Below are 24,114 nucleotides of genomic sequence, written 5' to 3'. Positions count from 1 at the left end.
GCAAAAAGCACTTCCCAGAGTGAAAAGTGCTTTTTTATCTCAATGGTTCTTCAGAACACGGTTACTTTTGCAACTTATCCGCCAGATCCTGAGCCAGTGCGACCATTGTCAGGGTTGGGTTCCATGAGCCACCCTGCGGCCAGAGGGCACCGCCGGTGACATAGACATTGCTGGCACCTTTGAAGCGGTAATCCAGATCAACCGGCGCATCCGGCTGACTGCCGATATGCAGTGTGGAACTTTCATGGACCGGTGCATCCACCCGGATGGCTTGGGTATTCGGACGGGCTTCTGCCCATTCTCCCTGGTCCGGGCTGCCATGCCAGTACTGGACAGCCGATTTTCCTTTGGGCGACAGCACGGTTTCCAAAATGCTGAATGTGGCTTCATCCATCGCCGACCAGGTTTCTTTATCTCTGCCGTTTTCTTCAATCTGAAGCAGAGAATTCGTTGTGATATCCCCGTCATCCGGATTCTGTTTAAACCAACTGCCCGGATTGGTGTAATCCAGTTCACCCAGCACAGCGCAAACAAAGACGACATGTTCTTTTGAAGACAGTAATTGCGCCATAGAAGCCGTGGCCACAACATCTGGCATATAACGTAAAGCGGTTGACGAGTTCACAATTGGATTGTCATCCGACAATGCAGATAACTGAATATGATATTGCTGTTCGAAACTGTTGTTGGCGACCCCTGCGACATAACAGGCACCCAGTTCAAGATTCCCCCACGCACCATTTGGATCGAGATCCGCTTTCGGCACCCGGGCCACAATCGAACTGATAAAGTGCGCAGAGAATCGTTCACCCAAGCCCGGATAATCCGGGAAAGAATTTCTCAGCAACGTGGTGGGTGGCAAAGTCCCCATCGCCAGCACCAGTTGTGCAGCACCAAGCGGCAATACACCACGGGACGTTTCCAGTGCCGTCGCACGCGGCGTACCATCAACCGTTTGCTGAATGATTTGTGCCACCACGCAATCGGTCACGATATCCAGCTTCGCCCCCTTGCCTGCCTCATGCAGTGCTGCCTGCCGATCGGCAAGAGCCAGAATGCTGCCCGGTGTTGAAAACTTCTGAAAATCAATCCCGTTGATATTCTCGGAAGCAGATGCCAGCGGTGCAGCTTCTGTCCGGTAGATGCCGTTCACCGAGGTCCCGGATTGCTCCAGCAGATGCTGCACTGTGCGTTGCAGTTCACCATAAACCGGACGGTTTCCGGAAATCAGCGCCTGCTCGGTTTTACTGCGGCCTGCATCAATCTGATCGGCTTTCTGCACTCTGAGCAAGGTCTCTGCTGATTTGAAATTATTGCGTGCGGCGGCAATCGTTTCGGCTGGCCAGCCAGCAAACTCTTCATCATTCGGCCGCGGGCACCACGCGCTCCAGAGCGTTGACCGTCCGCCGAAAAATGGAACCATACCGTGCTGCCAGTGAATGGTCCCAGCCTGACCCAGATGATTCTTGGCGGACATGGTCCAGGGAAAGGTTTCAGACAATCCACCTAAGGTATCTTTGAATGGTAACGGCAGGTTCTGGAAGTGCTCCGGTAAAAAGAACGGTCCGCGTTCGATCATCAGAATCCGGGCAAACGGATTGCGCGCTAACGTGCGCTCTGCAAAAGCCAGGGCACAGAATCCTGTTCCGACAACCACATAATCGTAATCATTGTCTTCCCGGGCTTTTTTCCACTCAGCATTCGACAGGAAAAATACATGATCCATCACCTTTTGCCCGGTTGGGCTTTGCGGTCCAGGTGTTGGATATCCGTACTGTAATTTATTACTTGCTGCGGCAGTTCCCATGATCTCTATCCTTTTCTGACGTTGTTGTTCTTCCAAGCCATGTCACGCCTTTCAAACAGGCGTGTCTGACGGTGACTAACGAATAGAAAAGGAAGCCAAGAAAGCACAATTTAATTGCCGGATCACCGCATCATTTTGTTTGAAATGAATCCTGGGCTGAAAACATCACAGATATGCTGTATTGGCATTTCACAGGAGTGTGAAGGAGTTAACAACCGGGAGAAGATTGAAACAGCCCGGCACATACTGGGCTGTGATGATGTCTGTCGCAAAGCGTACTGGTTTGGGTCAGGCGGGGTTCTGGCTGGTTTGAGATTCATCAGCCACCAGATTGTTCATCCATGCTCTGGAACGAATCCGCAAGGTCGAAGCGGCAGTTTTCACAAACTCTTCCAGCATCAGCATGGCGTACAGCCACTCCAGCGGGAACTTGAGTATCAGGGCACAAAATGCTGTTAACGGAATACCGATCAGCCATTGCGCGCCCAGATCCTGATAAAAACAGAACCGAATATCACCCCCGGCACGGAGCACGCCCACGATCATCGCCATCGGCAGGCTTTTGACAATCATCGCCATGCAGAAAATCAGAAAGAAATGTTCTGTTAATTCGCGGGTTTGTGGTGTCATTGCGGCGAACAGATCCAGAATCGGATCCCGGATCAGCAACATGCCCCCGGCAATCACAATCCCACAAGCCAGATTCAGCACAACGACAGCCCAGGCCTGACGGTAAGCCTCCTCCATCCGGTTGCCGCCCAAATGATTACCGATCAGAACCGCAGACGCATTTGAAATACCAATCAGCAACGCCAGCGCCAGTGATTCAATCGGCGTCATCACCGACAGCGCCACCAGCCCGTCGACACCTGCCTGACCGATAATGGCGTGGTACATAAAGATGCCGCCCGACCAGGCCAGATGATTCAAGGTGGTGGGTAAAGAGAGTTTCAGAAAACGTTTGATCATCTGCATGTCCATCACCTCTGGAAACACTGACCAAGTCAGCGCAGTCAGGTGACGTTTAAAATGCAGATAGCCAAACAGCAGGACGATTTCGACCAGCCCGCTGATCGCTGTTGCCCAGGCTGCGCCAACAATTCCGTAAGCCGGCATCCCCAGATTGCCGAAAATCAGCACCCAATTCAGGAACAGATTCAGCGCAATCCCGACCGTACTGAAAAAGGTGCTGATGCCCGGCTGATGCATGGCGCGCAAGCCAACCGAGACACTGCTTCCCCAGGCGATAGCAAAGAGGCTGATTGCGGTGATCTGCAAATACTCCGCGCCACGGGCGATCACTTCAGGATGATCGGTCGCAACGCCAATCACCTGCTGCGGCATCAGAACGAAGACCAGTGCCGACAAACCAGCAACCACTGTCGTCATCAGCAAAGTCAGTGCCACGCTTTGCTTCAGACCGCGGGCATTCCCAGCCCCCCAGTACTGTGCGGACAGCATTGCCCCACCGGTTGTGACACCAATCAGCATAATGGTGACGACGAATAAAGCCCGGCCCGCAATGCCGATTGCAGCGACATCCAACTCATTGAGCTGACCCAGCATGAGGATATCGACCAGACTCCGGCTGGAAAACAATGCGATTTGCAACGCAATGGGCAATGCAATCGCCATCAGGCGACGCACAAAAGCCCATTCAATAAATGGCACAGCAGACTGGGAAGAACTCATGTCGTAACACCCATTGATGAAAGAACGATTAGTGTAAAATGGCCGGGAAGAATCACAAGCGAAAAGGTATTGATTTATATAAATTTTTCAATATTTTAGCACAATTCACTTTCTGCAACGTCCCCGTGGTGAAATCACACAAAATAAGATGCGAAGACTATCGGTCATACGCTCATGGATCATGATTATTGATGGCAAAAGAAATGCAGCCAGATGCTGCATTCTTCTGTGTTGCTCAGTCTTTCAAGCGAGTCGGTAATTCCGGCAAATGGTTCCCGGCATTTGCCGGATATAGCCGGTATTCACCATGGTATTTCACCAGAGACTTATAATCGGTCACCTTATACAGCAACAACCCACACTGATAAGCCAAATCGATACATTGCTGGCTGTTACCCCGCACATACACAGACAAAGCTTTGTTCAGTGTGTCGTCTTCAAATGCCGTACTTGCCTGCTTGGCGCACACCACCAACGAAGCCTGTCCGTCTGTGTGATGCGTGACTTTCCGATCCACTTCGTATTCTGTGGTGATCATCCAGCCCGCATCTTCAAGGGCCTGATACCAGTGCTGCACAGCTTGCTGTGTCAGCGGCTTCGTTTGCCCCGCTTCATTCAGCACACCCGACAAAGTCCAGGCAATATGCTCAAATTTTTGCTTCAGCTGCGCTTGCTTGCCCATACTCCGGGCTTGTTGCTGCCAGCCAGCCAGCGTTTTCGCCACACAATGATCATAACGCTGTTGCTTGATGACTTTGGTAATCCAGGCACTCATAAAGTGCGTTTCACTCACCGGGTTATTCGGTGTTTTACCCTCGGCAATCGAGGTCTGCAAAGCTGACAGACCGTCATTCACCAGTTGATTCAGCTCTTGATAAAACTCAGCCATACAATTGATTTTCTTTCTGCTGTGTTAATGCCATCAGGCGTCTTTCGACATCGTCCAGTAGAACAGTGACGCAAGGATTGCACAGGCTGCCATTGTCCCCGCCAGCGGCCAGGCCGATGTATCCGGCATTAAGGCAGCCACACCACCGACAACCGTCCCCGTTCCGAAGCGCATTGTACCAGCCAGAGAAGACGCTGTACCTGCCATATGCGGGTATTTGGCTAATAAACAAGCCATCGAATTACTGGCAACCGTCGAAATGGCACCCACAAACAACATCACAGGAATCACAGTGCCCCAAAGCCCCAGATCCAGAATCTGTCCGACCACCAGCCCGATCCCGGCAATCAGCTGAATGTTCAGGCCCAGTCGCAGCATATAGTGCGACCCCATTTTCCGGACCAGTTTGCCGTTCAGCGTTGTCATCACGATCAGACACACAACGTTCAAGCCAAACAGTAAGCCGAAGTTTTCTGTGCTGACGTGGTAAAGATCGATATAAACAAAAGAGCCCACAGTCAGGAACACAAACATGCCAGAGAATGAGAAACCGCTGCTCATCACTAAGCCTAAGGCAGGGCGTGAAGTCAGCATACGGGCATAGTTTCGCAGCGTTGACCCTAAATGGAATGGCAGGCGTTTTTCTGCCGGTAACGTCTCCGGGATCATTTTCAGAACCGCCAGAATCACGATGACCGAAAACAACGCAAGGAACCAGAAAATCGAGCGCCATCCCAGCCAGACGGACAAATAGCCCCCGATTAATGGCGCAGCCAGTGGGGCGACTGTCATCACCAGCGTGACGAAAGACATGGTCCGGGCGAACTCTTCGCGCTCAAACATATCGCGCACCAGCGCCTGAATGATGACAGCGGCAGAAGCGCCGGCGAAACCCTGAGCGGCACGGATCCAGGTCAGCTCAGTAATATCATGGCTCAGAGCACTGACAACCGCAGCAAGCGCAAACAGAATCACACCAATGATCAGGACCGGACGTCGGCCATAACTGTCTGACAGTGGGCCATGAATTAACTGGCCAATTGCAAATCCGGCTGTATAAGCCGTTAACGTGACCTGAACCGAACTTGGTGTCACCCCAAGGTCTTTCGCGATGGTTGGCATCGCAGGAAGATACATATCAATCGCAAGGGGGGTCAGCGCGGCAATCGCACCAAGGATCAGAATTAATGTGAAACTCAGGCCTGGACTGTCAGATTTACTCATAAACCACTTAATAGAAGATAAAAGGGAAAGAATGTGATTGTACGACAATTTTCGCTACGCGAATCTTTCCTGACAGGAAATGATAACTTTCTTTCGACGGTGTGATAGCAAATAATTGTGAGCTATATGGTCCGTAAGATCAAAAAACATCCCAAAAATTTCACGGTTCTTGCCTGAGAGTGAAGTTTTTCAAATTGTTTATTTGCCTGTGCAGACAGCAATCCAGTCCCTCAAACATCAATAGCGCTGGACTCTACAGAAATCCAGCGCCATTCGGGCAGACTTCATTCGCGTCAGAAACTGGCGATTTCTTCTTCAGTCAACGGGCGATATTCACCCGGTTCCAGCGTCTCATCCAGCCCCACAGCACCCACCTGCTCCCGGTGCAACGCTTCCACTTTGTTTCCAATGGCCGCAAACATCCGCTTCACCTGATGGTATTTTCCTTCAGAAATCGTGATCATGGCTTCGCGCTCACCCAGAATTTCAAGCTTCGCCGGACGCGTCAGTTCTTTCTCACCCCGAAGCTGGACGCCTTCCGCAAAGGCGGCAATGGCGCTTTCCGGAATCGGATCAGCAGTTTCCACGTAATACACTTTTTCACAGACATGACGCGGAGATGTGATGCGGTGAGACCACTGACCGTCATCTGTCAGCAACACCAAACCCGTTGTATCCGCATCCAGGCGACCTGCCACATGCAGTTTCTCCGGACTAACCTCATCCAGTAAGACGTAAACAGTCGGGTTAAAGTCATCCACATGTGAGCAGACGTATCCCTGCGGCTTATTCAGCATCAGATATTTCGGGCCAGTCATCTGAAGCGGATGGTCATCAAAAGTCACTTCGCAGTCTGGTGTGACTTTGAGCGCGCCGTTTTTCACGACTGCCTCATTTACTTCAATTCTTTTTTCTTTTAATAGCTTACCGGCTTCTTTACGGGTAATTCCCAAAGCCGTACTTAAAAACTTATCAAGCCGCATGGCTGGCTCCACGTGTTGCAAAAACGCCATTATATACGCAAGTCTGACCAAGATGCTCGGTTCAGCAAGATCGGACCGCGCTGCCGGGTGAGGATGACGAAATTTTCGCCAGCGGCCTGCACAGCAAGGCTGGAGGGATATCACTCATTGCAACCCCTGATCACAAATTTTTACATCGGTTTCCCTGAACTGCCACTAAGCTCAAAAAGTAGAACATTTCTCCACTTTCACGGTCTTCACTTATAGACATGTGGTGTGGGTTATTCGTATAACCACTTAGCTAAAGCGAATCACTACAATGCCATAACACCGAACAACTAAGGTTGACTTATGAACATCTCACTTGTAGCGCCAAGCCTGTCTTCTGTGGACATGCTGCTTACACTTGTTGGGGAACTCTTTGAATATGAAGTCCTGCCACAAAAACGCGAGCAAACCACACAGGCAGTTCATCAGATCCTGAATAACGCTGAGCTGGGGCAAGCCTGGTTTATCGAAGTAAAAGACGGCGATAACACCATGATTGCCGGTCACATCATCCTCAGCTACAGCTTCAGCCTGGAACACGGCGGCCGTATCGCACTGATCGACCAGTTTTATCTCAAACCAGAATGGCGTCAGCAAGGCATCGGGACCGAGCTGATGCCACAAATTGAAGCGCATTGCGCCGAAGCCGGTGTGCATGCACTGACACTGGAGGTCAATATCGGGAACAAAGGTGCGCGGAGTTTCTATGAGAGACATGACTTTATCCCGCGCCGTCAGTTCTGCATGATGACCAAAACCATCAAACCGACAAAATTGCCACTGAATATGGCGTCCTGAATCCGACATCAACACAGGGCTCTGCACAACGAGCCCTGATGACACCCGTCGCACCAAGACTTGTCTCCCACAGTTCAAAGCCGTTACACTCCTCTGCGCTGTTCATCAATCAAGTCTAATCCATGTATACCCTGCGTCCTTATCAGCAAGACTGTGTGAAAGCCACAGTGCACTATTTCCGTAAACACAGCACACCAGCAGTGCTGGCGCTGCCAACCGGTGCCGGAAAAAGCCTGGTCATTGCCGAGCTGGCCCGGATTGCCCGGGGCCGGGTACTGGTGCTGACGCACGTGAAAGAACTGGTCGAGCAAAATCATGCCAAGTATGAAAGTTACGGCTTAAAAGCTTCGATTTTTTCTGCCGGATTAGGGCGGAAAGAAACCGATCAGCAGGTGGTGTTTGCCTCGGTGCAGTCCATGGTTAACAGCCTGGATCAGTTTGATGCAGAGTTTTCTCTGCTGGTCATCGACGAATGTCACCGGGTGCCGGACGATGAGAACAGTGCTTATCAGCGTGTCATCCAACACCTTCAGGCCATCAATGCCGGTATCAAGATTCTGGGGCTCACCGCAACACCCTATCGGCTGGGTATGGGCTGGATCTACAAATATCACACGCGCGGTCAGGTCCGTACGGAGCAGGACCGCTTCTTCCGGGACTGCATTTTTGAACTGCCGATCCGCTATCTGCTGGATGAAGGGTTTCTGACCGAACCCAAAGTGATGGATATGGCGGTGATTGGCTACGATTTTTCCAGCCTGAAACCGGCCAATCATGGTCATTACCGCGAAGCGGATCTGGACGCCGTGATTGCCAAATCCGCACGCGCGACGCCCATGATTATTGAGCAGGTCATTGATTACGCAACAGATCGCAAAGGCGTGATGATCTTCGCCTCCACAGTGAATCATGCCAAAGAAATTATGGGCTATCTGTCGGGCGAAGAAGCGGCACTGGTTGTCGGAGATACCCCGCTGGAAGAGCGGGACAGGATCATCACCGAATTCAAGAACCAGCAGATCAAATTTCTGGTCAATGTCTCTGTACTCACCACGGGATTCGATGCCCCTCATGTCGATCTGATTGCTATCCTGCGTCCGACCGAGTCCATCAGCCTGTATCAGCAGATTGTGGGCCGTGGTTTGCGTTTATCTGAAGGGAAAACCGATTGTCTGGTGCTGGAATATGCCGGGAACTGTTATGACCTCTATCAGCCGGAAGTCGGCGACCCTAAACCGGACAGCACCAGCGAAGTGATTATGGTGCCCTGCCCGGCCTGTGGTTTTAAAAACAGCTTCTGGGGCAAACTCGATCCGGCTGGATTTCTGATCGAACATTATGGTCGCCGCTGTCAGGGCTATTTTGAAGACGATGACACGGGTGAACGGGAAGAATGTGGTTACCGTTTCCGGGCCAAATACTGTGAAGAATGCGGTGCAGACAACGATATTGCGGCACGGCGCTGTCATCAGTGCGACGCGGTAATGGTCGATCCGGACAAAAAGCTGCGGGATGCACTCAAGCTCAAAGACGCCATGATCATGAAATGTACCGACATGCAGCTTGAGCCGGGTAAAAACCAATACGGGAAACCCCAGTTGAAAGTCACCTATTTCAGTGAAGAGGACGGCCAGATCAGTGAAACCTGGCAACTGACGAACAAAACTCAGAAATCCGAATTCCTGAAGAAATTTATCAATCCGCATCTGGTAGACCGCCATCGGCCCTTTACCGAGACAGCCCCCACCAAAGTGGCCAGCAACGAACACCGGCTTCGCCCGCCGGAAATCATTATCGCCCGCAAAAGCGGCCGCTTCTGGGCAATCCGGGATAAGTTGTTCGATTTGGATCAGTACAAACAGTAACTCTGATGATTCAGAAAGAAAAAAGCCGCACTCTCGTGCGGCTAAATTTTTAATGTTGCTTTCAGCGTTTATTAAAAGGTGTACTGCGCCGACAAACGGAAAGAACGTCCCGGCTGATACACCTCATTCCATGCAATGCGATAATTCTCATCAAAGGCATTCGCAACGGTAAAGTCAACTTTCAGACCATCCAGATTGGAAAGCGGCTCCCATGTTGCATAGAAATCGACTGTATTATAACTGTCGTAAGTCTCGTTTCCGGAAACACGATCCTGCTCACTCGCAAACAGCGCTCTTGTACCAACATTGGTGTCAATCTGCCAAAGAGCATATTCCAATTGCGCAACCCACTTATCAGCCGGTACATTATTCAGCCAGGAACCATCGGATTTATCTTTACCACGGGTCTGGCCATAAGAAACACCCGCTGTCAGATTCGCGATCTGATACGCAGCAGACAGTTCGTAACCTTTCAATTCAGCCCGATCAACATTCACTGAGCGGCTTGTTCCAGCACAACCAATGCCTGAGCCACTGCCCATGATACAGCCCATCATCGCCGCTTCCGTTGGAGCAATCACCTCATAATTGATAAAGTCTTCCACTTCATTGCGGAAAACCGCTGCCGTCAGGCTCAGTCTGTCTTCAGCAATCAGATTTTCAAAATCAAACTGGCCCTTCAGTTCAATATTCTGAGCTTTCTCCGGTTTCAGATCCGGATTTGGAATAAAGGTATTCGTTACCGGGCCAATCCCAGGAATACTGAACATGGTGAAGTGTGTGCCATCCATGTAAAGTTCAGTCGTGGTCGGGGCACGGAAAGCTTCATCATAGCGCAGCGACCACTGCATCCAGGATGCAGCCTGCCAGCTGATACCTGCGGATGGCGAAACCGCCGATTCATCATTATCTTGCTGGCCATCGGCTTCTGCTTTGAACGTGTCATAACGCACACCGGCATCCAGACCAATCGTATCTGTCAGCGCATAATTCACATAAGCAAAAGCACCCAGTGTTGTTGTTTTGGCACCATCAGGCGGTGTCGGACGGCCTTGCTCGCCATTGCCACGTTTTGCATTCAGTTTATCCTGATAGCCGTCAACACCTGTGTAAATTTGAAGCGCTCCCAGATCAGACTGATTCGTCGCACTGAAACCTGTCGTTTTGATTTTACTCAGGTCTTTGCCCGTTCCTGTGGCGGCCGTTTCTGAGATTTCTGTCTGATTGTAATAAACACGCGTATCCAGATGAATCAGCGCATTGGCAGGATTGAATTGATAACTCAGCGATACATTGTGATCTTCAGTTGCACGGTCAATTAAGGTATTTACTGCCGCTGGATCAGTGGTCCCGACGACTGGTGGATGGCCGTCACGATCAGAGTAACGCAGACTGAAACCCAGACGATTCGCATCATTCGCCTGCCAGTTCAATTTCGCAAGTCCTGTGGAATCAGTCGACTCGGTGCCATACAGCTGATAACCGTTGCCCTGCTCCATCACGCCCGTATCCCGAACGCTGCCCGCCACTAACCAATCGATACGGCCTGCCTGCTGCGCGATTGCAGCCGTATTGGTCCAGACATCGCCATTATCCTGATAGCCCGTTTTGATACGCCCCCCCAGCCCCTCGCCATCCACAAGGTCTGTGGCGTTAATCGTATTCTGGACAACAACCCCACCAATCGCACCTGAACCATAGAGAGAACTGATTGGCCCTTTAATGACCTGAATTTTGCTGAGCAGTGAAGGATCAAGGAAGTAAGACGGGCGATGGTCATAATCAAAGTTCTGACGATTACCGTCGACGATTTGAAGGATTTTATTCCCTTCCAGACCCCGGATATTCACCGATTGATTTCCTGGCACATTTCCACCGGCAATTGAAATATTCGGCTCAAACTTCAACGCCTCTGCCACCGAGTTCGGCTGTGTTTCGTCCAGTTGTTTCAGGTCAACGACATCAATTGAACGTGTTTTTTCCTGCTGTGTCGCTTCAAGTCTTGAAGCAGAGACAATGATGGTTTCATCGGCTTGGCGAGACGCTTCCTGGGCCTGCAATGAAGGAGAAAGGGCCAGCAGCACAGCACTGGCAATCAGTGATAATTGTTTGTGGTTCATAATCCCTGCTATCAATTTCTTTATCAGTAAAATTTGTCATTGGCATGGATTATACAAAAGAAAATGAGAATTACTATCAATCTCAATGTTATTTGTATCACAGTTACACGATTATTTTGGAACTCCGTCCGAATGATGAAACCCGTTTGACCAATATCATTGCATATCCAAAAAAAGCATTGATCACACCTCAATTCGTGCAACCGCTTATTTTTTCGCTGATTTGGGATGTTTTCGGGAAATCTGCTTGTCTGGGGAGATTCGGGGTGTTAGTATCCGCGCTCGATTTGACGGTATTCGGTAAGGTCGCATTACGGAATACCTTTTTCATTCACTCAATAAAGAGTAAGCATCATGAAATTTGAAGCACAAGTACGTTCTGACCTGGGTAAAGGTGCGAGCCGCCGCCTGCGTCACACTAACAAGTTCCCTGCAATCATCTACGGTGGCGAAGAAGCACCAGTTTCTATCGAACTGAACCACGATGACGTGATCAACCAAATGGATAAAGCTGGTTTCTACGAAGCAATCACTCTGGTTATCGACGGCAAAGAAGTGAACGTGAAGCCTCAAGACATCCAGCGTCACCCGTTCAAGCCAAAAGTTCAGCACATGGACTTCATCCGCATCTAATTGTGGATTGGCGGAAACGCTGAAAGAAAAGCGCCCTCTGGGCGCTTTTTTTGTACCTTTTAAAACAAGCTTTGTTGTGGATTTTCAGCCTGTTGTGCAGCCTGGGCATCTAATTCGCGCTGACGCCGCTTGATTCGCTGATAACGTTGCCGGCACAGTTTGATCACATGCCGCTTCTGATCATTACTCATTCCCTGCCAGTGAAAACGCTCTTCCCGGCTTCTCAGACAGCCTTTACAGTAGCCGCGATTGTTCACCTGACAGACCCCAATACACGGACTGGGGATGATAAAGAATTCTAACTGCTCCACCCCTGCCTCCGCCTGATATTGGTGAAAAAATAGACATACCGAGATACTAACGGGTTTGCCTGCAGAACGCCAGTTGACGGGCTCTCGCCGTTTCTGAGTTCTGACACAAGCCAGCCTCAGTGAGCCAACTCACAATCGATACATTTAATGAACATTATCAGCAAAAAGTCTTACTCCGTAAACGCCGCAAAATCCGCCTCATGCCACTCTGAATAAAGCAATAAAAAACAAAATATTAGACATACATTGCCGAGACACTCAGTAGATCTACCTAATACCTTGGTCGAGAATTCGCCTCACCAACAATCAAATCAACTCCGTGTTATTGCGCTTGTTCCCGCCTATGCTTTGTTCAATGCTTTGATTGCAGAGGGTTATATCCCCAATATCACAATAATCATGAGGACGTGAAACATGAGTTTAGTAAAACGCACTGTACGCAACGCGCTGGTTGCCGCCGGCGCAGTTGCTGTTTTACTTTCAAGTACCGCTGCTTATTCAGCTGAAAAAGTCTATCGCCTGAAACTGGCTGAAACCTGGGGCGCAAACTTTCCGATTTTCGGCGACACCACGAAATCCATGGCCAAAATGGCCGAGGAAATGTCCAACGGGCGACTGCAGATCCGCATCGACTCCGCCAACAAACATAAAGCGCCACTCGGCGTGTTCGACATGGTGAAAGCTGGCCAGTACGACATCGGCCACTCCGCATCGTATTACTGGAAAGGCAAAGTACCGAACACCCTTTATTTCACAACCATGCCCTTTGGTATGGTTGCGGCAGAGCAATATGCCTGGTTCTACCATGGTGGTGGCATGGCGCTCATGGAAAAAGTCTATGGGCCGCATAACCTGTTGTCATTTCCCGGTGGGAATACCGGCGTCCAGATGGGCGGCTGGTTTCAGAAAGAAATCAAAACCGTGGATGATCTGAAAGGCCTGAAGATCCGGATTCCGGGTTTCGCGGGCGAAGTTCTAGCCAAATTGGGTGCGAGCCCGACCAATATTGCACCCGGTGAGCTCTATACTGCGCTGGAACGCCGCACCATCGATGCACTGGAATGGGTCGGTCCGGGGCTGGATTTACGCATGGGTTTCCACAAAATTGCTCCGTTCTACTATACCGGATGGCATGAGCCAGCAACCGAACTGCAATTTCTGGTGAACAAGCGTTCCTGGGATCGCCTGCCTGCCGATTTACAGGAAATTCTGCGTGTGGCAATGCGACTGTCTGCCTATGACATGTATATCCAGAATACCCATGCCAGTGCAGAGAACTGGTCAACCATGAAAGAAGAGTATCCGGATATCAAAGTGATGAATTTCCCGGATGAAGTCATGGCAGCCATTCGCAAAGCCAACGATGAGTTGCTTGCCGAGCAGGCCAAAAATGATCCGCTGGCAAAAGAAATCCTGGAGTCTCAAGCGGCTTATCTGAAGAAAGCCCGTGAATGGACGCTGATTGCTGATAAAGCCTATCTCGACAGTCAGGCCGAACAGGAATAATCCAACCCCATACGCCGGACAATCCGGCGTATTTTTCTTCCATGCTGCCTCGCGACGGAGTCTCTATGCGAAGCCTTTTTGCCCTTGAGAAAATCCTGAACCGGTTTTCCGATTTGCTTGGCTGGATAGCCAGTACCTTATTTATTTTGCTGATGCTGAATGTCTTTTACGACGTTGTGATGCGTTATGTCTTTAACAATGTCTCGATTGCCATGCAGGAAATGGAATGGCACCTGTTTTCTGCGGTGTTCCTGCTGGGCGTTCCTTATGCGCTGAAAGCAGGCGGACACGTTCGGGTGGATGTGTTTTACGAAAGATTCAGCCTGAAAACGCGAGCGTTAATCGATCTGCTGGGAACCGTCTTATTTCTGCTGCCTTTTTGTCTGCTCGTGTTCTGGTATGGCCTCGACTATGCCAAAGAATCCTACGCGCTGGGCGAATCCAGTGGTGACCCCGGCGGCCTGCCTCACCGGTGGCTGATCAAAAGCCTGATCCCGGTGTCATTTCTGTTCATGGCAATCTCTGGGATCGGGATGATCCTGCACAACATCAACCGCCTGGTTAACCCAAGCCTGTTCCACGATAAATAAGGAGTATTCCGTGGTTGGTATTATCATGTTCATCGTGGCCCTGTTTGCCCTACTGCTGGGCTTCCCGGTCGCATTTACCTTCGGTGGCATTGCGCTCCTGTTTGGACTTTGGGCCGAAGGTCCGGATATTTTCGCATTCATGCCTTTCCGGATCATGAGCATCATGCAAAACACTGTGCTGATGGCAGTGCCGCTTTTTGTGTTTATGGGACTGGTGCTGCAGAAAACCCGTCTGGCTGAACAATTGCTGGAATCCATGGGCAAACTGTTTGGCAGTGTTCGCGGCGGGTTGGCGATTTCAACGGTGCTGGTCGGCTCGCTGCTGGCTGCTTCAACGGGGGTTGTCGGTGCGTCTGTTGTCGCGATGGGATTAATTTCACTGCCGGTTATGATGAAGTATCAGTACAGCAAAGGGCTGGCAACCGGCACCATTTGTGCTTCAGGAACCCTGGGGCAAATTATTCCCCCGTCAATCGTGCTGATTCTTTTAGGTGATGTCCTGGGTATCCCGGTCGGCGATTTGTTTCAGGCGGCCGTCTGGCCAGGCCTTGTACTGGTGCTGGCGTATATTGTTTACATCATGATCTACAGCTGGATGAACCCGGACGCCACACAGCCGATGGAAAGAGATCCGACCCAATCCCGCCAGCAGGAAGTCATGACCGCGCTGAAGGCAGTGATTCCCCCGCTGGCCCTGATCATTGTTGTACTGGGTTCCATCTTCGCGGGAATTGCCACCCCCACAGAATCTGCTGCGCTCGGCGGTATGGGTGCCGTCTTGCTGTCTCTGCTTTATCGTCAGTTTTCCTGGAAGATGCTGTATGACAGCGCGTTTGAAACCGTCAAAGTCACAGCCATGGTCTTCGGAATATTGCTGGGGGCAACTGCGTTTTCAATGGCCTTCACTTATACTGGCGGGGATTATCTGGTTGAAGAATGGATGATGGCATTGCCCGGCGAGCAATGGAGCTTCCTGATTCTGACCATGCTGATCATTCTGATCCTGGGCTTTTTCATCGACTTCGTGGAAATCTGCTTCATTGTCGTCCCGATTCTGGCACCGATTGCAGATGCGATGGGTATCAACATGCTGTGGTTTGCGATCCTGATTGCCATGAACCTGCAAACCTCGTTCCTGACGCCACCTTTCGGGTTTAGCCTGTTCTATCTGAAAGGCGTTGCGCCAGACGGCATAACGACGCGGGATATTTATAAGGGGTCATGCCGTTTATTACCATTCAGATCATGGTGCTCGCTTCCGTACTGCTCTTCCCTGGCTTTTACGGTATTTCGTGACAACATGAATCGCAATAAATGTCGCGTCAGTCGGCACTTTTCTCACAAAGTGCCGTCTTTTTGCTTTGTTCACCTCAACAAATTGTTAACATTCTGAGCTGACCAAATCATGCAGATAAAACAGGTTGTTGCGATCATGCCCCTCAAAGTGAAGCTCATTCTCCTCACATTGCTACCGCTGCTCCTGATCAGCGGAGCGATTGGCTGGATTGCTATTCATCAGGCCACCTCACTGGGCGAGAAGGAAGTCGCGACCTTTCGGGCCAGCCTGATCGCCGCCAAAGAGCAAGCGTTGAAAGATACGGTCGATCTGGCTCTCGACAGTATTCATCATATTTATCAGCAAGCGGGTCCGGATGATGCGCAGGCAAAAGCAGAAGTGACGCGCATTCTCAGCGGCTTGCGTTACGGGGATGATGGCTATTTTTTTGTCTACCATGAAGACGGAACCAATCTGGCCCATCCCATCCTGCCGGAGCTGGTCGGAAAAAATCTGATCGACTTACAGGATACCAACGGCGATTACCTGATCCGGGCCTTAATTGAAACGGCCAAATCAGGCGGGGGATTTCATCAGTACCTCTGGCATAAGCCTTCCAGCGAGCAAATCGTCACCAAGCTGAGTTACGCGGCATGGCTGCCCAAATGGCAGTGGATGATAGGCACAGGCCTTTATATTGAAGATATCCGGCTGCAGATGAGTCAGGTTGAGCAAGCTGTTCAGGCCAATATTCAGACGACTTTTATTTCCGTGATTGTCTTGGTGGCCATCACCACCCTGCTGATTCTGATCGCAACCCTGGCGATCAACTTGCATGAACATCGGCTGGCCGACAGCCGGCTTAAAGAGCTGGCACATAAAACCGTGATGTTTCAGGAGGAAGAGAAGAAGCATGTTGCCCGGGAATTACACGACGGGGTAAATCAGTTGCTCGTCTCCGGTAAATGTCATCTGGAGTTGCTGAAACATCAACTCATGCAAACCAACACCGAACAAGCCCTCTATCATCGCGAATTAAGTGAAGCCGCCATTTTACAGGCCATTGCAGAACTCAGGCGAATTTCACACAACCTCCGGCCCAGTTCATTGGATGATATCGGGCTGGTCGCAGCGCTGGATAACCTGCTGAATGACTTTGCCGCTTCCACAGGCACCCGAATCAATCGGTCGCTGACTCTCAATCACCTGTGTTTACCAACCGATGTCATGACGACTTTATACCGGGTGGCGCAGGAATCTCTGGTGAACATCAGCAAGCATGCTCATTCCGAAAAGATCGATATCGAGCTGTCGGTGATTCAGAACACGCTTCAGTTTATTATCCGTGATCACGGGATCGGATTTGATGTACAACAAGCCATGAATGGCAAAGGCATCGGCTTGCGGAATATGCGGGAGCGGCTGGAATTTCTGGGTGGTGAATTAGATATCAGCAGTCAACCCGGCGAAGGCACAGAGGTCATGGTGAATCTCCCGCTCACCACAGATTCCCCAAGACTGAGCACAACAAAAGGAATGGACTTTGATGACGAATATTCGCGTCCTGCTAGTTGATGACCATCAGGTCGTCATGCAGGGCTTTCAGGCTCGGCTGGACAATGAAAAAAACATTGATGTGGTCGCAACGGCAACGAATGGCGCGGAAGCACTCAAGCAGGCCCAGTTACACCAGCCGGATGTGGTTCTGATGGATATCAGTATGCCGGAAATGAACGGCATTGAAGCGACACGCATTTTTCGCCGCGACTTCCCGGCAATCAAAGTCCTGATCCTGACCATGCATGATAACCGGGAATACATTCTGCAGGTGATGCAAGCCGGGGCCAGTGGTTACATCCTCAAAGAAGTCTCTGCCGAAGAAATGGTCCAGGCGATAGAAGCGGTTCATCAGGGCGGCAGCTACTTCTGCCGTCTGGTAGCCAACACCCTGTTTTCAGCACCAATCGAGCCGCAGTCTGCCCTTCCAACCTCCCCGGTGATAGCGCTGAGCCGACGGGAAGAAACGATTTTGCGGCAAGTGGCTTCCGGAAAAAGCAGTAAAAAGATTGCACTGGAATTAGGGATCAGTACCAGAACCGTTGAGACACACCGGCAAAATATCAAGCACAAGCTGAATCTGAATTCTACGGCTGAAATAACAGCCTACGCCGTCAAAGAAAACCTGATTTAACCAACGCCTCGTGTGGCATCAGAACAGTCCGAGCTGAGGCGCGATCAGATCATCGAAGTTTTTGCCGATAAAAGGCAAAATCCCGTCAGCAATGGGTTTTAACTGTTTGTCGATATAATGGTCGTAGTCGATCGGGCTCTGCCGGGCTTCAACCGGCTCAGGACCACTGGTTGTGATCACGTATTCAATCCAGCCCCCGGTCTGATACTGCAAGGGACGCCCCAGTTTCTGATTCACTTCATCTGCCCGCCGGGCAGCCCGCACATGGGGTGGGACATTTTTTTGATACTCGGAAAGGTGACGGCGTAACCTTTTCCGGTAAATCAGTTTGTCATCCAGTTCGCCCTGTGCGGCCCGTTCGACATACTGACGCACGTATTCTTCAATATCTTCCTGATGAAACACCTTTTGATACAGGGTTTGCTGAAATTCCTGTGCCAGCGGTGTCCAGTCGGTGCGGACAGTCTCCAATCCTTTAAACACCATTTCTTCTTGCCCATCCCGGACAATCAGGCCCGCGTAACGTTTCTTGCTGCCTGTTTCCTGCCCCCGGATCGTGGGCATCAGAAATTTGTGATAATGGGTTTCGTACTCCAGTTCAAGCGCAGAAGTCAGGTTGTAGGTCTCTTTCAGATAGGTGGTCCACCACTGATTGATCTCCGCGACCAGCATTTTACCAATCGCATCTGCCGCTTCGCCGCTGTGTGCTTTTTTCAGGGACACAAAAGTAGAGTCTGTGTCGCCATAAATCACCTCAAAACCTTGTTCCTCGATCCGCTCACGGGTCATTTTCATGATTTCATGACCCCGCATGGTGATTGAAGACGCCAGACGATGATCGAAAAAACGGCACCCTGACGATCCCAGTACACCGTAAAAGGAATTCATGATGATCTTAATGGCCTGAGAAAACGCTTTTTCACCATCCCGTTTGGCCTGATCCCTGGCTGCCCACAAATCTTCAATCATTTCCGGCAGAAAATGTTTCTCGCGATGGAAACGTCCGCCACGAAAACCGGCAATCGCCTGATCATCAGCCCTGCCTTCTTCCAGCAGCAAACCTTCCACCAGCCCCATGGGATCGATTCGGAAGGTACGGATAATGGAGGGATACAGCGATTTGAAATCCAGCACCAGAACGGAGTCGTACAGACCGGGTTTGGAGTCCATGACATAACCGCCGGGACTGGCAATCCAGTTTTCACTTTCCAGATTCGGCGCCACATACCCAGCCCGGTGCAATTGCGGTAAATAGAGGTTGGTAAAAGCCGCAACCGAGCCACCGACCCGATCCAGCTCAACACCCGTCAACCGGCTGCGTTCAATCGCGAAATCCAGCAAATGGGTGGTTTCAAATATCCGTGTCACCAGTTTGCAATCTTGCAGGTTATATCTGGCCAGCGAGACTTTATCTTCCCGGAACATCTGATTGATTTCAGCCATCCGGTCATACACGTTGTGAATCGCCTTGCCTTCTCCCAGCAATGCTTGCGACACCGATTCCAGTGACCAGGAGCGAAAATTATACGTCGCTGTTTTGAGTGTATCGATTCCATCCATTACGATCCGTCCCGGTAACGTGATAAAGCCTGAATTCGGATTCTGACTGGATTGCCGCCAGTGCGGGGTCTGTCGTCCCCGGCCAATTCGTAACGGGAGTTGGTGCCACTCCGCCCTTCTCAGCAGCAACCGGAAGTCAAAGTCAATCACGTTCCAGCCGATCACAACATCCGGGTCAAATTGGGTAAACCAGTCCTGCAGTGCCATCAGCAGGCTTTTCTCATCCTTCACCCATTGAATCCAATCCAATGGTTCTGCGTCTTCAGCAGCTTGGCCAACCATGATCACCCGGCTGTCCTGCGCGCTATGCAGGCCGACAGAATACAAGATGCCTTTTTCTGAACACTCAATATCCAGAGACACGACAGACAGCATCGGTTGATCATCCGCAGCTTTGGTTTTGACCTGCGTAAATTCGGCATACCCCGCCCGTTCACTCACGTGACCGGCAAATGCAATCCCGCCGCGAATAAAGCGCTCCATCAGATACCGATCGGCAAGCCGGATATCGGATTCGTAAACTTTGATCCCTTCAGATGCCAGTAAAATACTGGCCTGCTGGCTTGTCGAAATCGTCTCGGTATAGCAGGCAGACATGAGTTGATGCTGAAAATTTTTCAGGTCCAGCGGACGAAAAGTCGCCGGCACGCCATGCCGGGTCAGTAACTGTTCAGCATGTGTTTGATCGTCTGCGGGAATAAAGCAGACAGGCTTGTCCCCCTCAACAACCAGCTTGCACGGCCCCTGTTCGGTTTTCACCCACAGCGTAATCTGAGTCCGGCCCTGCACATCCCGGCTCTGCCGGGTCAGTACGAAGCCTGTTCTTTGCTGCCTGTTGTCTGGCTGATATTTCGGTATGCTTACTTGATTCATGATGCTCTTATCTGGGGATCAGCCGATCTTGCGTTCAATTTTTTGCCACTCATCCGCAATCCACAGGCCAAAATGCTGCATCAGATACAGGGTTGCTTTTTTAGGGACCTGCGTCCGGCTGGCCAGCATGGCAGCGCGCTCGGCCTCAAGCGATTTATCCGGATATATTCGTAAGAAGCACGCCGTGGCTTGACTTAACGACAGCGCCAGCGTTTTTTCTTTGTGCATCACCAGCGTAAACGCGGTCCATAACATTTTCTTGCCGATGTATTCACAGTAGTCGAGATAATGCTCAGCCACGCGGGTTTTCAGAACTTTCTGTCGGTACTCATTCAAGATGGGCTCCAGAGGGCCGTTCAGAGATTTGGCCGCATCCCAGCTGGGTTCAAAATCACCAAAACTGTCGGACAGATCTTTTCCACTCAAACACACACAGCAATGCCTCAGCCAGAATCCCCATTCAAAAATACCTTCCAGCGAGAGAACGTCTTCACACAAAGCGAGTTTCAAATCCAGCCGGGTGATCGCTTTGTGACGTCTGGCAATTTGCCAGTTCAGGCTGTGCAGACGACTGGTTTCCTGGTCGTTCAGCGGCCGCTTGAGCACCAGCGTCAGATTCAGGTCGGACCGGCCCGGAATGCCCTCCCGACGAGCCAGGCTACCAGAGAGATAAACACTGTGCAGGGCATCTTTAAACAATGCATTCAAATGCTGCAAAGCTTCATGGATACAAGGCTGAAATACGGGCTGAAAGGGACGCTGATTATCAATGACGGGAAGAAGAAGTGCCAAAAGCTGTTTCCTGGATCACAACATAAACTGCCTGCATCATAGCACGAAAGTCATTGTGATTAAGGGAGATGCCATTCTGACTGCCGAAATCGGCATCGCCTTCTCATCGTCCGGGACAGAAAAAGCATACTCCCGCGTAGCCTTTGCCCGTTCAGGCTTGATATACTGCGCCCTTGATTCACTCAAGGTTGAACAAAACATGGAAAACTCAGATCTGCATACAGCGCTGCTCTCATTCGATGATGTCATTGAAGCGGCTTACGATATCTTCCTGGAAATGGCTCAGGACAGTTTAGAACCCGCTGATGTGCTGTTATTTACCGCGCAGTTTGATGACCGTGGCGCTGCGGAAGTGGTTGAGACCGGTGCAGACTGGCCAGAGCATGTCGGTTTTCCGGTGGAAGACGACACTTATGCAGAAGTTCGTATCGGCCTGGTGAATGAAGCGAATGATGAGCTGGATGATATCTTTGCCCGCATGCTGATCAGCCGCGATCCAGAGAATAAATTCTGTCATATTCTGTGGAAACGGGATTAATTCCCCCATCAGAATCGAAAAAGCGGCGCTGAATCAGCACCGCTTTTCTGTTTTTTCTGGCCCTGTTATCCAACCAGCACTGGCGTTTCTTCCTGCGGGCTGCGTCTGACCCAGACCAGACTGGCAACCGCAATCATCACCATCGCAATCATGATCGCTCCCAGGCTGAGCTGATCTTTCGCACTCAACATGGATGCGACCAAAGCTGCCAAACCTGCGCCCAGATTCTGCAACCCACCCAGCACCGCACCAGCAGTGCCGGCATGGTATGGGAAAGGTTCAATTGCCGCCGTTGTCGTGACCGGGAAAATCACCCCTGATCCGATGAAATACAGGAATGCTCCCCCAATCAACGAACTCACCGTGACCATGCCCATGATTCCAGGCAACAGAATGGTCAGCGCGCCAAAGGCCAGGGCCACTAAGCCAAGATACAACACGCGCTGCTGTCCCATCCGTTTCACCAGCTTCGACGACATCAACGATCCCAGCAAATAGCCGGGCAATGGCAACACAAAGAGCCAGCTGACTGTCGTCGGATCCAGCTTCAGGACGTTCCCAAGCAATACCCCGGCGGCGGCTTCAAAGACTGCCAGTCCGGCAAAAGTCGCGACCAGACACAGCACATAACCCTGAAATTTTCGGTTACTCAGGACATATTGATAACTGGTGGTGACTTTCTCGATCCGGCGCTTTTCAACAGGTAGCGTCTCCGTAAACTGCGTCAGAATAATCAGCGTGACTGCCGTACCCAACACCAGCAAAAACACATAACTCGCAGACCAGCCGAATAACTCTGAAAGATAGCCGCCCAGAACCGGCGCAATCAGCGGAGAAAAAATCACCCCCATGCTGACCAGACTATTCACGCGATGCAGCTCAGCGCCTTCATAACAATCGCGGGTGACAGTCCGACACATGGCACCGCCACAGCCGGTACCCATCCCCTGAATGAAACTGGCCATCAGGAAGATTTCAAAAGTCGGCGCAAACAACGCAAACGTCGTTCCCACCACGAAAATACTCATGCCAATCAGCATGACGCGTTTACGACCAATCCGATCCGATAATGGCCCGTAAATAAACTGGGATAAACCGTACGGAATGAGATATGCCGCCATCACTGCCTGTAAAAAAGCAGGTTTCACAGCAAATTCAGCAGCCATTTGTGGAATCGCTGGCACATACATGGTTTGGGTCATTTGTCCCACAGCGGCCAGAATGATGATCAGAAACAGAATTTTTGCCACACTGGCAGAATAAGATTGCCCTTGCACAACCTCACTCCTTACATAATACGAAGGGTTTAAGATAAATACAGGTCATCGAAAATGCGGCACGACAATCGATTATTGAGATGTGGATTCAGAAACCCGATTTGTCGCGAGCGCCGCTATGACAACACTTCGAGCGGGATAGTAATGGCAGATTGATAGAACAACAAGTAAATCCTTTGTGAAACAGCACGATAGTTTGTTATGATTCGGATTAGAATTTCTAATTCAAAAACCAACCAGTTCCAGGCAAAAAAAAGCGAGCCGTAGCTCGCTTCATCTGGTGTCTGAAAAGCTTAGTCAAAATGAAAACGATGCTTGCCCCGGCTTGCTTTAGCACGGAGATAGTTTTCATTGCCTTCTTTCAGATGTGCTTTGGTGCCGACAACTTCAGCAATAGAAATGCCTAAAGCTTCCAGATCCTGAATTTTCTTCGGATTGTTGGTGATCAACCGAATCGATGCCACACCCAGTGCTTTGAGCATTTCCGCTGCCTCGGAGAAATCACGCAAGTCGTCACCAAAGCCTAAATGGTTATTGGCCTCGTAGGTATTCATTCCCTGACTTTGAAGCAAGTATGCGTCGATTTTGTTGTACAACCCAATGCCACGACCTTCCTGACGCAGATAGAGTAAAATCCCACCTTCTTCAGCCATTCGCTCGATGGTTTCATCCAACTGCTCACCGCAATCACACCGTGACGAATGGAATACATCGCCCGTCAGACACTCAGAATGCATGCGCACTAATGGCGGTGTGGTTTGCTTGTCGGCACTTCGAAAAATCAGAGCAACATGCTCTTTACCGGAATCCAGGCCATCAAAAGAGAGAATGTCGGCGGGGATATGGCTGTTCATACCGACTTTAAAGGGGACTCTGGCCCTTACTTTTACCATCTTGTTCTACTACCTCTCTCACAATCCGTGCCTGACAACACAAGATTGCTCAGTTATCTACCGCAATACCTCGGCATCCGCTTTGGCTCACTCGGTCTGTATGTGGGACTGATAATATCTAAAATTATGACACGAAAACAGTCAGTCTCAGGACTTCTGTTTTTGCGCCAACAAAAGATGTTATAACATAACACATTTTGTCTGGATACCCGGTTTTTCCATCAGTCAGGACAACCAGCCCGATTGCCCTGACCGGCACAGAACAAAAC

Annotated in this window: 19 protein-coding genes and 1 pseudogene; 9 read left to right on the top strand and 11 right to left on the bottom strand. The window is 50.6% G+C overall.

What is annotated here, in order from left to right; translation table 11 throughout:
- Window positions 1-61: 61 nt before the first annotated feature.
- The 5 genes from KDD30_RS06505 to rsuA all read right to left on the bottom strand — a co-directional run bounded on the left by KDD30_RS06505 (window position 62) and on the right by rsuA (window position 6,595).
- Window positions 62-1,726 carry a GMC oxidoreductase gene (locus tag KDD30_RS06505; protein ID WP_211648405.1) on the bottom strand — a complete coding sequence of 555 codons (1,665 nt, stop codon included), beginning with the start codon at window positions 1,724-1,726 and terminating at the stop codon, window positions 62-64.
- Window positions 1,727-2,095: 369 nt separating this feature from the next.
- Window positions 2,096-3,499, bottom strand: a complete 1,404-nt coding sequence (locus tag KDD30_RS06500; protein WP_211648403.1) for an MATE family efflux transporter — start codon at window positions 3,497-3,499, stop codon at window positions 2,096-2,098.
- A gap of 235 nt (window positions 3,500-3,734) precedes the next feature.
- The gene (locus KDD30_RS06495) at window positions 3,735-4,388 is read right to left on the bottom strand and encodes a DUF2913 family protein (protein WP_211648401.1); all 654 of its coding nucleotides are present in this window, start codon (window positions 4,386-4,388) and stop codon (window positions 3,735-3,737) included.
- Window positions 4,389-4,421: 33 nt separating this feature from the next.
- Window positions 4,422-5,612: a Bcr/CflA family multidrug efflux MFS transporter gene (locus KDD30_RS06490; RefSeq protein WP_211648400.1), complete on the bottom strand. Its 1,191-nt coding sequence runs from the start codon at window positions 5,610-5,612 to the stop codon at window positions 4,422-4,424.
- 293 nt (window positions 5,613-5,905) lie between these two features.
- Entirely contained in the window at window positions 5,906-6,595 is a 690-nt protein-coding gene (rsuA, locus tag KDD30_RS06485) for a 16S rRNA pseudouridine(516) synthase RsuA (protein ID WP_211648398.1), read from the bottom strand.
- 330 nt (window positions 6,596-6,925) lie between these two features.
- Here rsuA and KDD30_RS06480 point away from each other — a divergent pair, with 330 nt between their 5' ends.
- Window positions 6,926-7,420 carry an N-acetyltransferase gene (locus KDD30_RS06480; protein WP_211648396.1) on the top strand — a complete coding sequence of 165 codons (495 nt, stop codon included), beginning with the start codon at window positions 6,926-6,928 and terminating at the stop codon, window positions 7,418-7,420.
- Window positions 7,421-7,542: 122 nt separating this feature from the next.
- A complete protein-coding gene (locus KDD30_RS06475; RefSeq protein ID WP_211648394.1) occupies window positions 7,543-9,285 on the top strand; it encodes a DEAD/DEAH box helicase in 1,743 nt (580 codons plus the stop codon).
- Between the two features lie 71 nt (window positions 9,286-9,356).
- On the opposite strand, the gene KDD30_RS06470 is transcribed toward KDD30_RS06475, so the two are convergent.
- Window positions 9,357-11,405, bottom strand: coding sequence for a TonB-dependent hemoglobin/transferrin/lactoferrin family receptor (locus KDD30_RS06470; RefSeq protein WP_211648385.1), 2,049 nt, complete (start codon window positions 11,403-11,405; stop codon window positions 9,357-9,359).
- Window positions 11,406-11,759: 354 nt separating this feature from the next.
- On the opposite strand from KDD30_RS06470, the gene rplY reads away from it, so the two are divergent.
- Entirely contained in the window at window positions 11,760-12,038 is a 279-nt protein-coding gene (gene rplY / locus KDD30_RS06465; RefSeq protein ID WP_211648383.1) for a 50S ribosomal protein L25, read from the top strand.
- A gap of 59 nt (window positions 12,039-12,097) precedes the next feature.
- Here rplY and KDD30_RS06460 read toward each other — a convergent pair whose 3' ends face one another.
- Window positions 12,098-12,349: a DUF1289 domain-containing protein gene (locus KDD30_RS06460; RefSeq protein WP_211648375.1), complete on the bottom strand. Its 252-nt coding sequence runs from the start codon at window positions 12,347-12,349 to the stop codon at window positions 12,098-12,100.
- A 414-nt stretch (window positions 12,350-12,763) separates the two neighbouring features.
- Between KDD30_RS06460 and KDD30_RS06455 the strand changes: the two genes are divergently transcribed.
- The 5 genes and pseudogenes from KDD30_RS06455 to KDD30_RS06435 all read left to right on the top strand — a co-directional run bounded on the left by KDD30_RS06455 (window position 12,764) and on the right by KDD30_RS06435 (window position 17,912).
- Complete coding sequence (locus KDD30_RS06455; RefSeq protein WP_211648373.1) at window positions 12,764-13,855, top strand: TRAP transporter substrate-binding protein; 1,092 nt, start codon at window positions 12,764-12,766, stop codon at window positions 13,853-13,855.
- 65 nt (window positions 13,856-13,920) lie between these two features.
- Entirely contained in the window at window positions 13,921-14,445 is a 525-nt protein-coding gene (locus KDD30_RS06450; protein WP_211648371.1) for a TRAP transporter small permease subunit, read from the top strand.
- A 10-nt stretch (window positions 14,446-14,455) separates the two neighbouring features.
- Window positions 14,456-15,741 (top strand): annotated as a pseudogene (locus tag KDD30_RS06445) (TRAP transporter large permease subunit).
- A 136-nt stretch (window positions 15,742-15,877) separates the two neighbouring features.
- Window positions 15,878-17,296, top strand: a complete 1,419-nt coding sequence (locus KDD30_RS06440) for a cache domain-containing protein (RefSeq protein ID WP_211649634.1) — start codon at window positions 15,878-15,880, stop codon at window positions 17,294-17,296.
- Complete coding sequence (locus KDD30_RS06435; protein ID WP_371826067.1) at window positions 17,268-17,912, top strand: response regulator; 645 nt, start codon at window positions 17,268-17,270, stop codon at window positions 17,910-17,912. The genes KDD30_RS06440 and KDD30_RS06435 overlap by 29 nt, the downstream gene beginning before the upstream one ends.
- An 18-nt stretch (window positions 17,913-17,930) precedes the next feature.
- Here the strand turns inward: KDD30_RS06435 and KDD30_RS06430 are convergent, their stop codons facing one another.
- Together KDD30_RS06430 and KDD30_RS06425 are read right to left on the bottom strand one after the other, a co-directional pair.
- Complete coding sequence (locus tag KDD30_RS06430; protein WP_211648361.1) at window positions 17,931-20,345, bottom strand: DNA polymerase II; 2,415 nt, start codon at window positions 20,343-20,345, stop codon at window positions 17,931-17,933.
- 18 nt (window positions 20,346-20,363) lie between these two features.
- Window positions 20,364-21,137, bottom strand: coding sequence for a nucleotidyltransferase domain-containing protein (locus KDD30_RS06425; RefSeq protein ID WP_211648359.1), 774 nt, complete (start codon window positions 21,135-21,137; stop codon window positions 20,364-20,366).
- 199 nt (window positions 21,138-21,336) lie between these two features.
- On the opposite strand from KDD30_RS06425, the gene KDD30_RS06420 reads away from it, so the two are divergent.
- Window positions 21,337-21,675, top strand: coding sequence for an HI1450 family dsDNA-mimic protein (locus KDD30_RS06420; protein WP_211649626.1), 339 nt, complete (start codon window positions 21,337-21,339; stop codon window positions 21,673-21,675).
- Window positions 21,676-21,740: 65 nt separating this feature from the next.
- On the opposite strand, the gene emrD is transcribed toward KDD30_RS06420, so the two are convergent.
- Both emrD and ribA read right to left on the bottom strand, forming a co-directional pair.
- A complete protein-coding gene (emrD, locus tag KDD30_RS06415) occupies window positions 21,741-22,952 on the bottom strand; it encodes a multidrug efflux MFS transporter EmrD (RefSeq protein WP_211648358.1) in 1,212 nt (403 codons plus the stop codon).
- Between the two features lie 293 nt (window positions 22,953-23,245).
- On the bottom strand, window positions 23,246-23,845 hold the full coding sequence (ribA, locus tag KDD30_RS06410) for a GTP cyclohydrolase II (RefSeq protein ID WP_211648356.1): 600 nt from the start codon (window positions 23,843-23,845) through the stop codon (window positions 23,246-23,248).
- Window positions 23,846-24,114 lie beyond the last annotated feature (269 nt).

Origin of the sequence: Photobacterium sp. GJ3 (assembly GCF_018199995.1) — a bacterium.
Lineage (GTDB): Bacteria > Pseudomonadota > Gammaproteobacteria > Enterobacterales > Vibrionaceae > Photobacterium.
The sequence above is the reverse complement of the archived record's forward strand: the minus strand, read 5'-3'. Positions and strand labels throughout refer to the sequence as shown.

Excerpts from the sequence above, each read along its gene's own strand:
- KDD30_RS06455 (WP_211648373.1), top strand. The coding sequence starts at position 12,764 with ATGAGTTTAGTAAAACGCACTGTACGCAACGCGCTGGTTGCCGCCGGC.
- KDD30_RS06475 (WP_211648394.1), top strand. The coding sequence starts at position 7,543 with ATGTATACCCTGCGTCCTTATCAGCAAGACTGTGTGAAAGCCACAGTG.
- KDD30_RS06505 (WP_211648405.1), bottom strand. The coding sequence starts at position 1,726 with ATGGATCATGTATTTTTCCTGTCGAATGCTGAGTGGAAAAAAGCCCGG.
- KDD30_RS06430 (WP_211648361.1), bottom strand. The coding sequence starts at position 20,345 with ATGAATCAAGTAAGCATACCGAAATATCAGCCAGACAACAGGCAGCAA.
- KDD30_RS06440 (WP_211649634.1), top strand. The coding sequence starts at position 15,878 with ATGCCCCTCAAAGTGAAGCTCATTCTCCTCACATTGCTACCGCTGCTC.
- KDD30_RS06495 (WP_211648401.1), bottom strand. The coding sequence starts at position 4,388 with ATGGCTGAGTTTTATCAAGAGCTGAATCAACTGGTGAATGACGGTCTG.
- KDD30_RS06500 (WP_211648403.1), bottom strand. The coding sequence starts at position 3,499 with ATGAGTTCTTCCCAGTCTGCTGTGCCATTTATTGAATGGGCTTTTGTG.
- KDD30_RS06470 (WP_211648385.1), bottom strand. The coding sequence starts at position 11,405 with ATGAACCACAAACAATTATCACTGATTGCCAGTGCTGTGCTGCTGGCC.
- KDD30_RS06420 (WP_211649626.1), top strand. The coding sequence starts at position 21,337 with ATGGAAAACTCAGATCTGCATACAGCGCTGCTCTCATTCGATGATGTC.
- KDD30_RS06450 (WP_211648371.1), top strand. The coding sequence starts at position 13,921 with ATGCGAAGCCTTTTTGCCCTTGAGAAAATCCTGAACCGGTTTTCCGAT.
- KDD30_RS06435 (WP_371826067.1), top strand. The coding sequence starts at position 17,268 with ATGACGAATATTCGCGTCCTGCTAGTTGATGACCATCAGGTCGTCATG.
- KDD30_RS06490 (WP_211648400.1), bottom strand. The coding sequence starts at position 5,612 with ATGAGTAAATCTGACAGTCCAGGCCTGAGTTTCACATTAATTCTGATC.
- rplY (WP_211648383.1), top strand. The coding sequence starts at position 11,760 with ATGAAATTTGAAGCACAAGTACGTTCTGACCTGGGTAAAGGTGCGAGC.
- KDD30_RS06480 (WP_211648396.1), top strand. The coding sequence starts at position 6,926 with ATGAACATCTCACTTGTAGCGCCAAGCCTGTCTTCTGTGGACATGCTG.
- ribA (WP_211648356.1), bottom strand. The coding sequence starts at position 23,845 with ATGGTAAAAGTAAGGGCCAGAGTCCCCTTTAAAGTCGGTATGAACAGC.
- rsuA (WP_211648398.1), bottom strand. The coding sequence starts at position 6,595 with ATGCGGCTTGATAAGTTTTTAAGTACGGCTTTGGGAATTACCCGTAAA.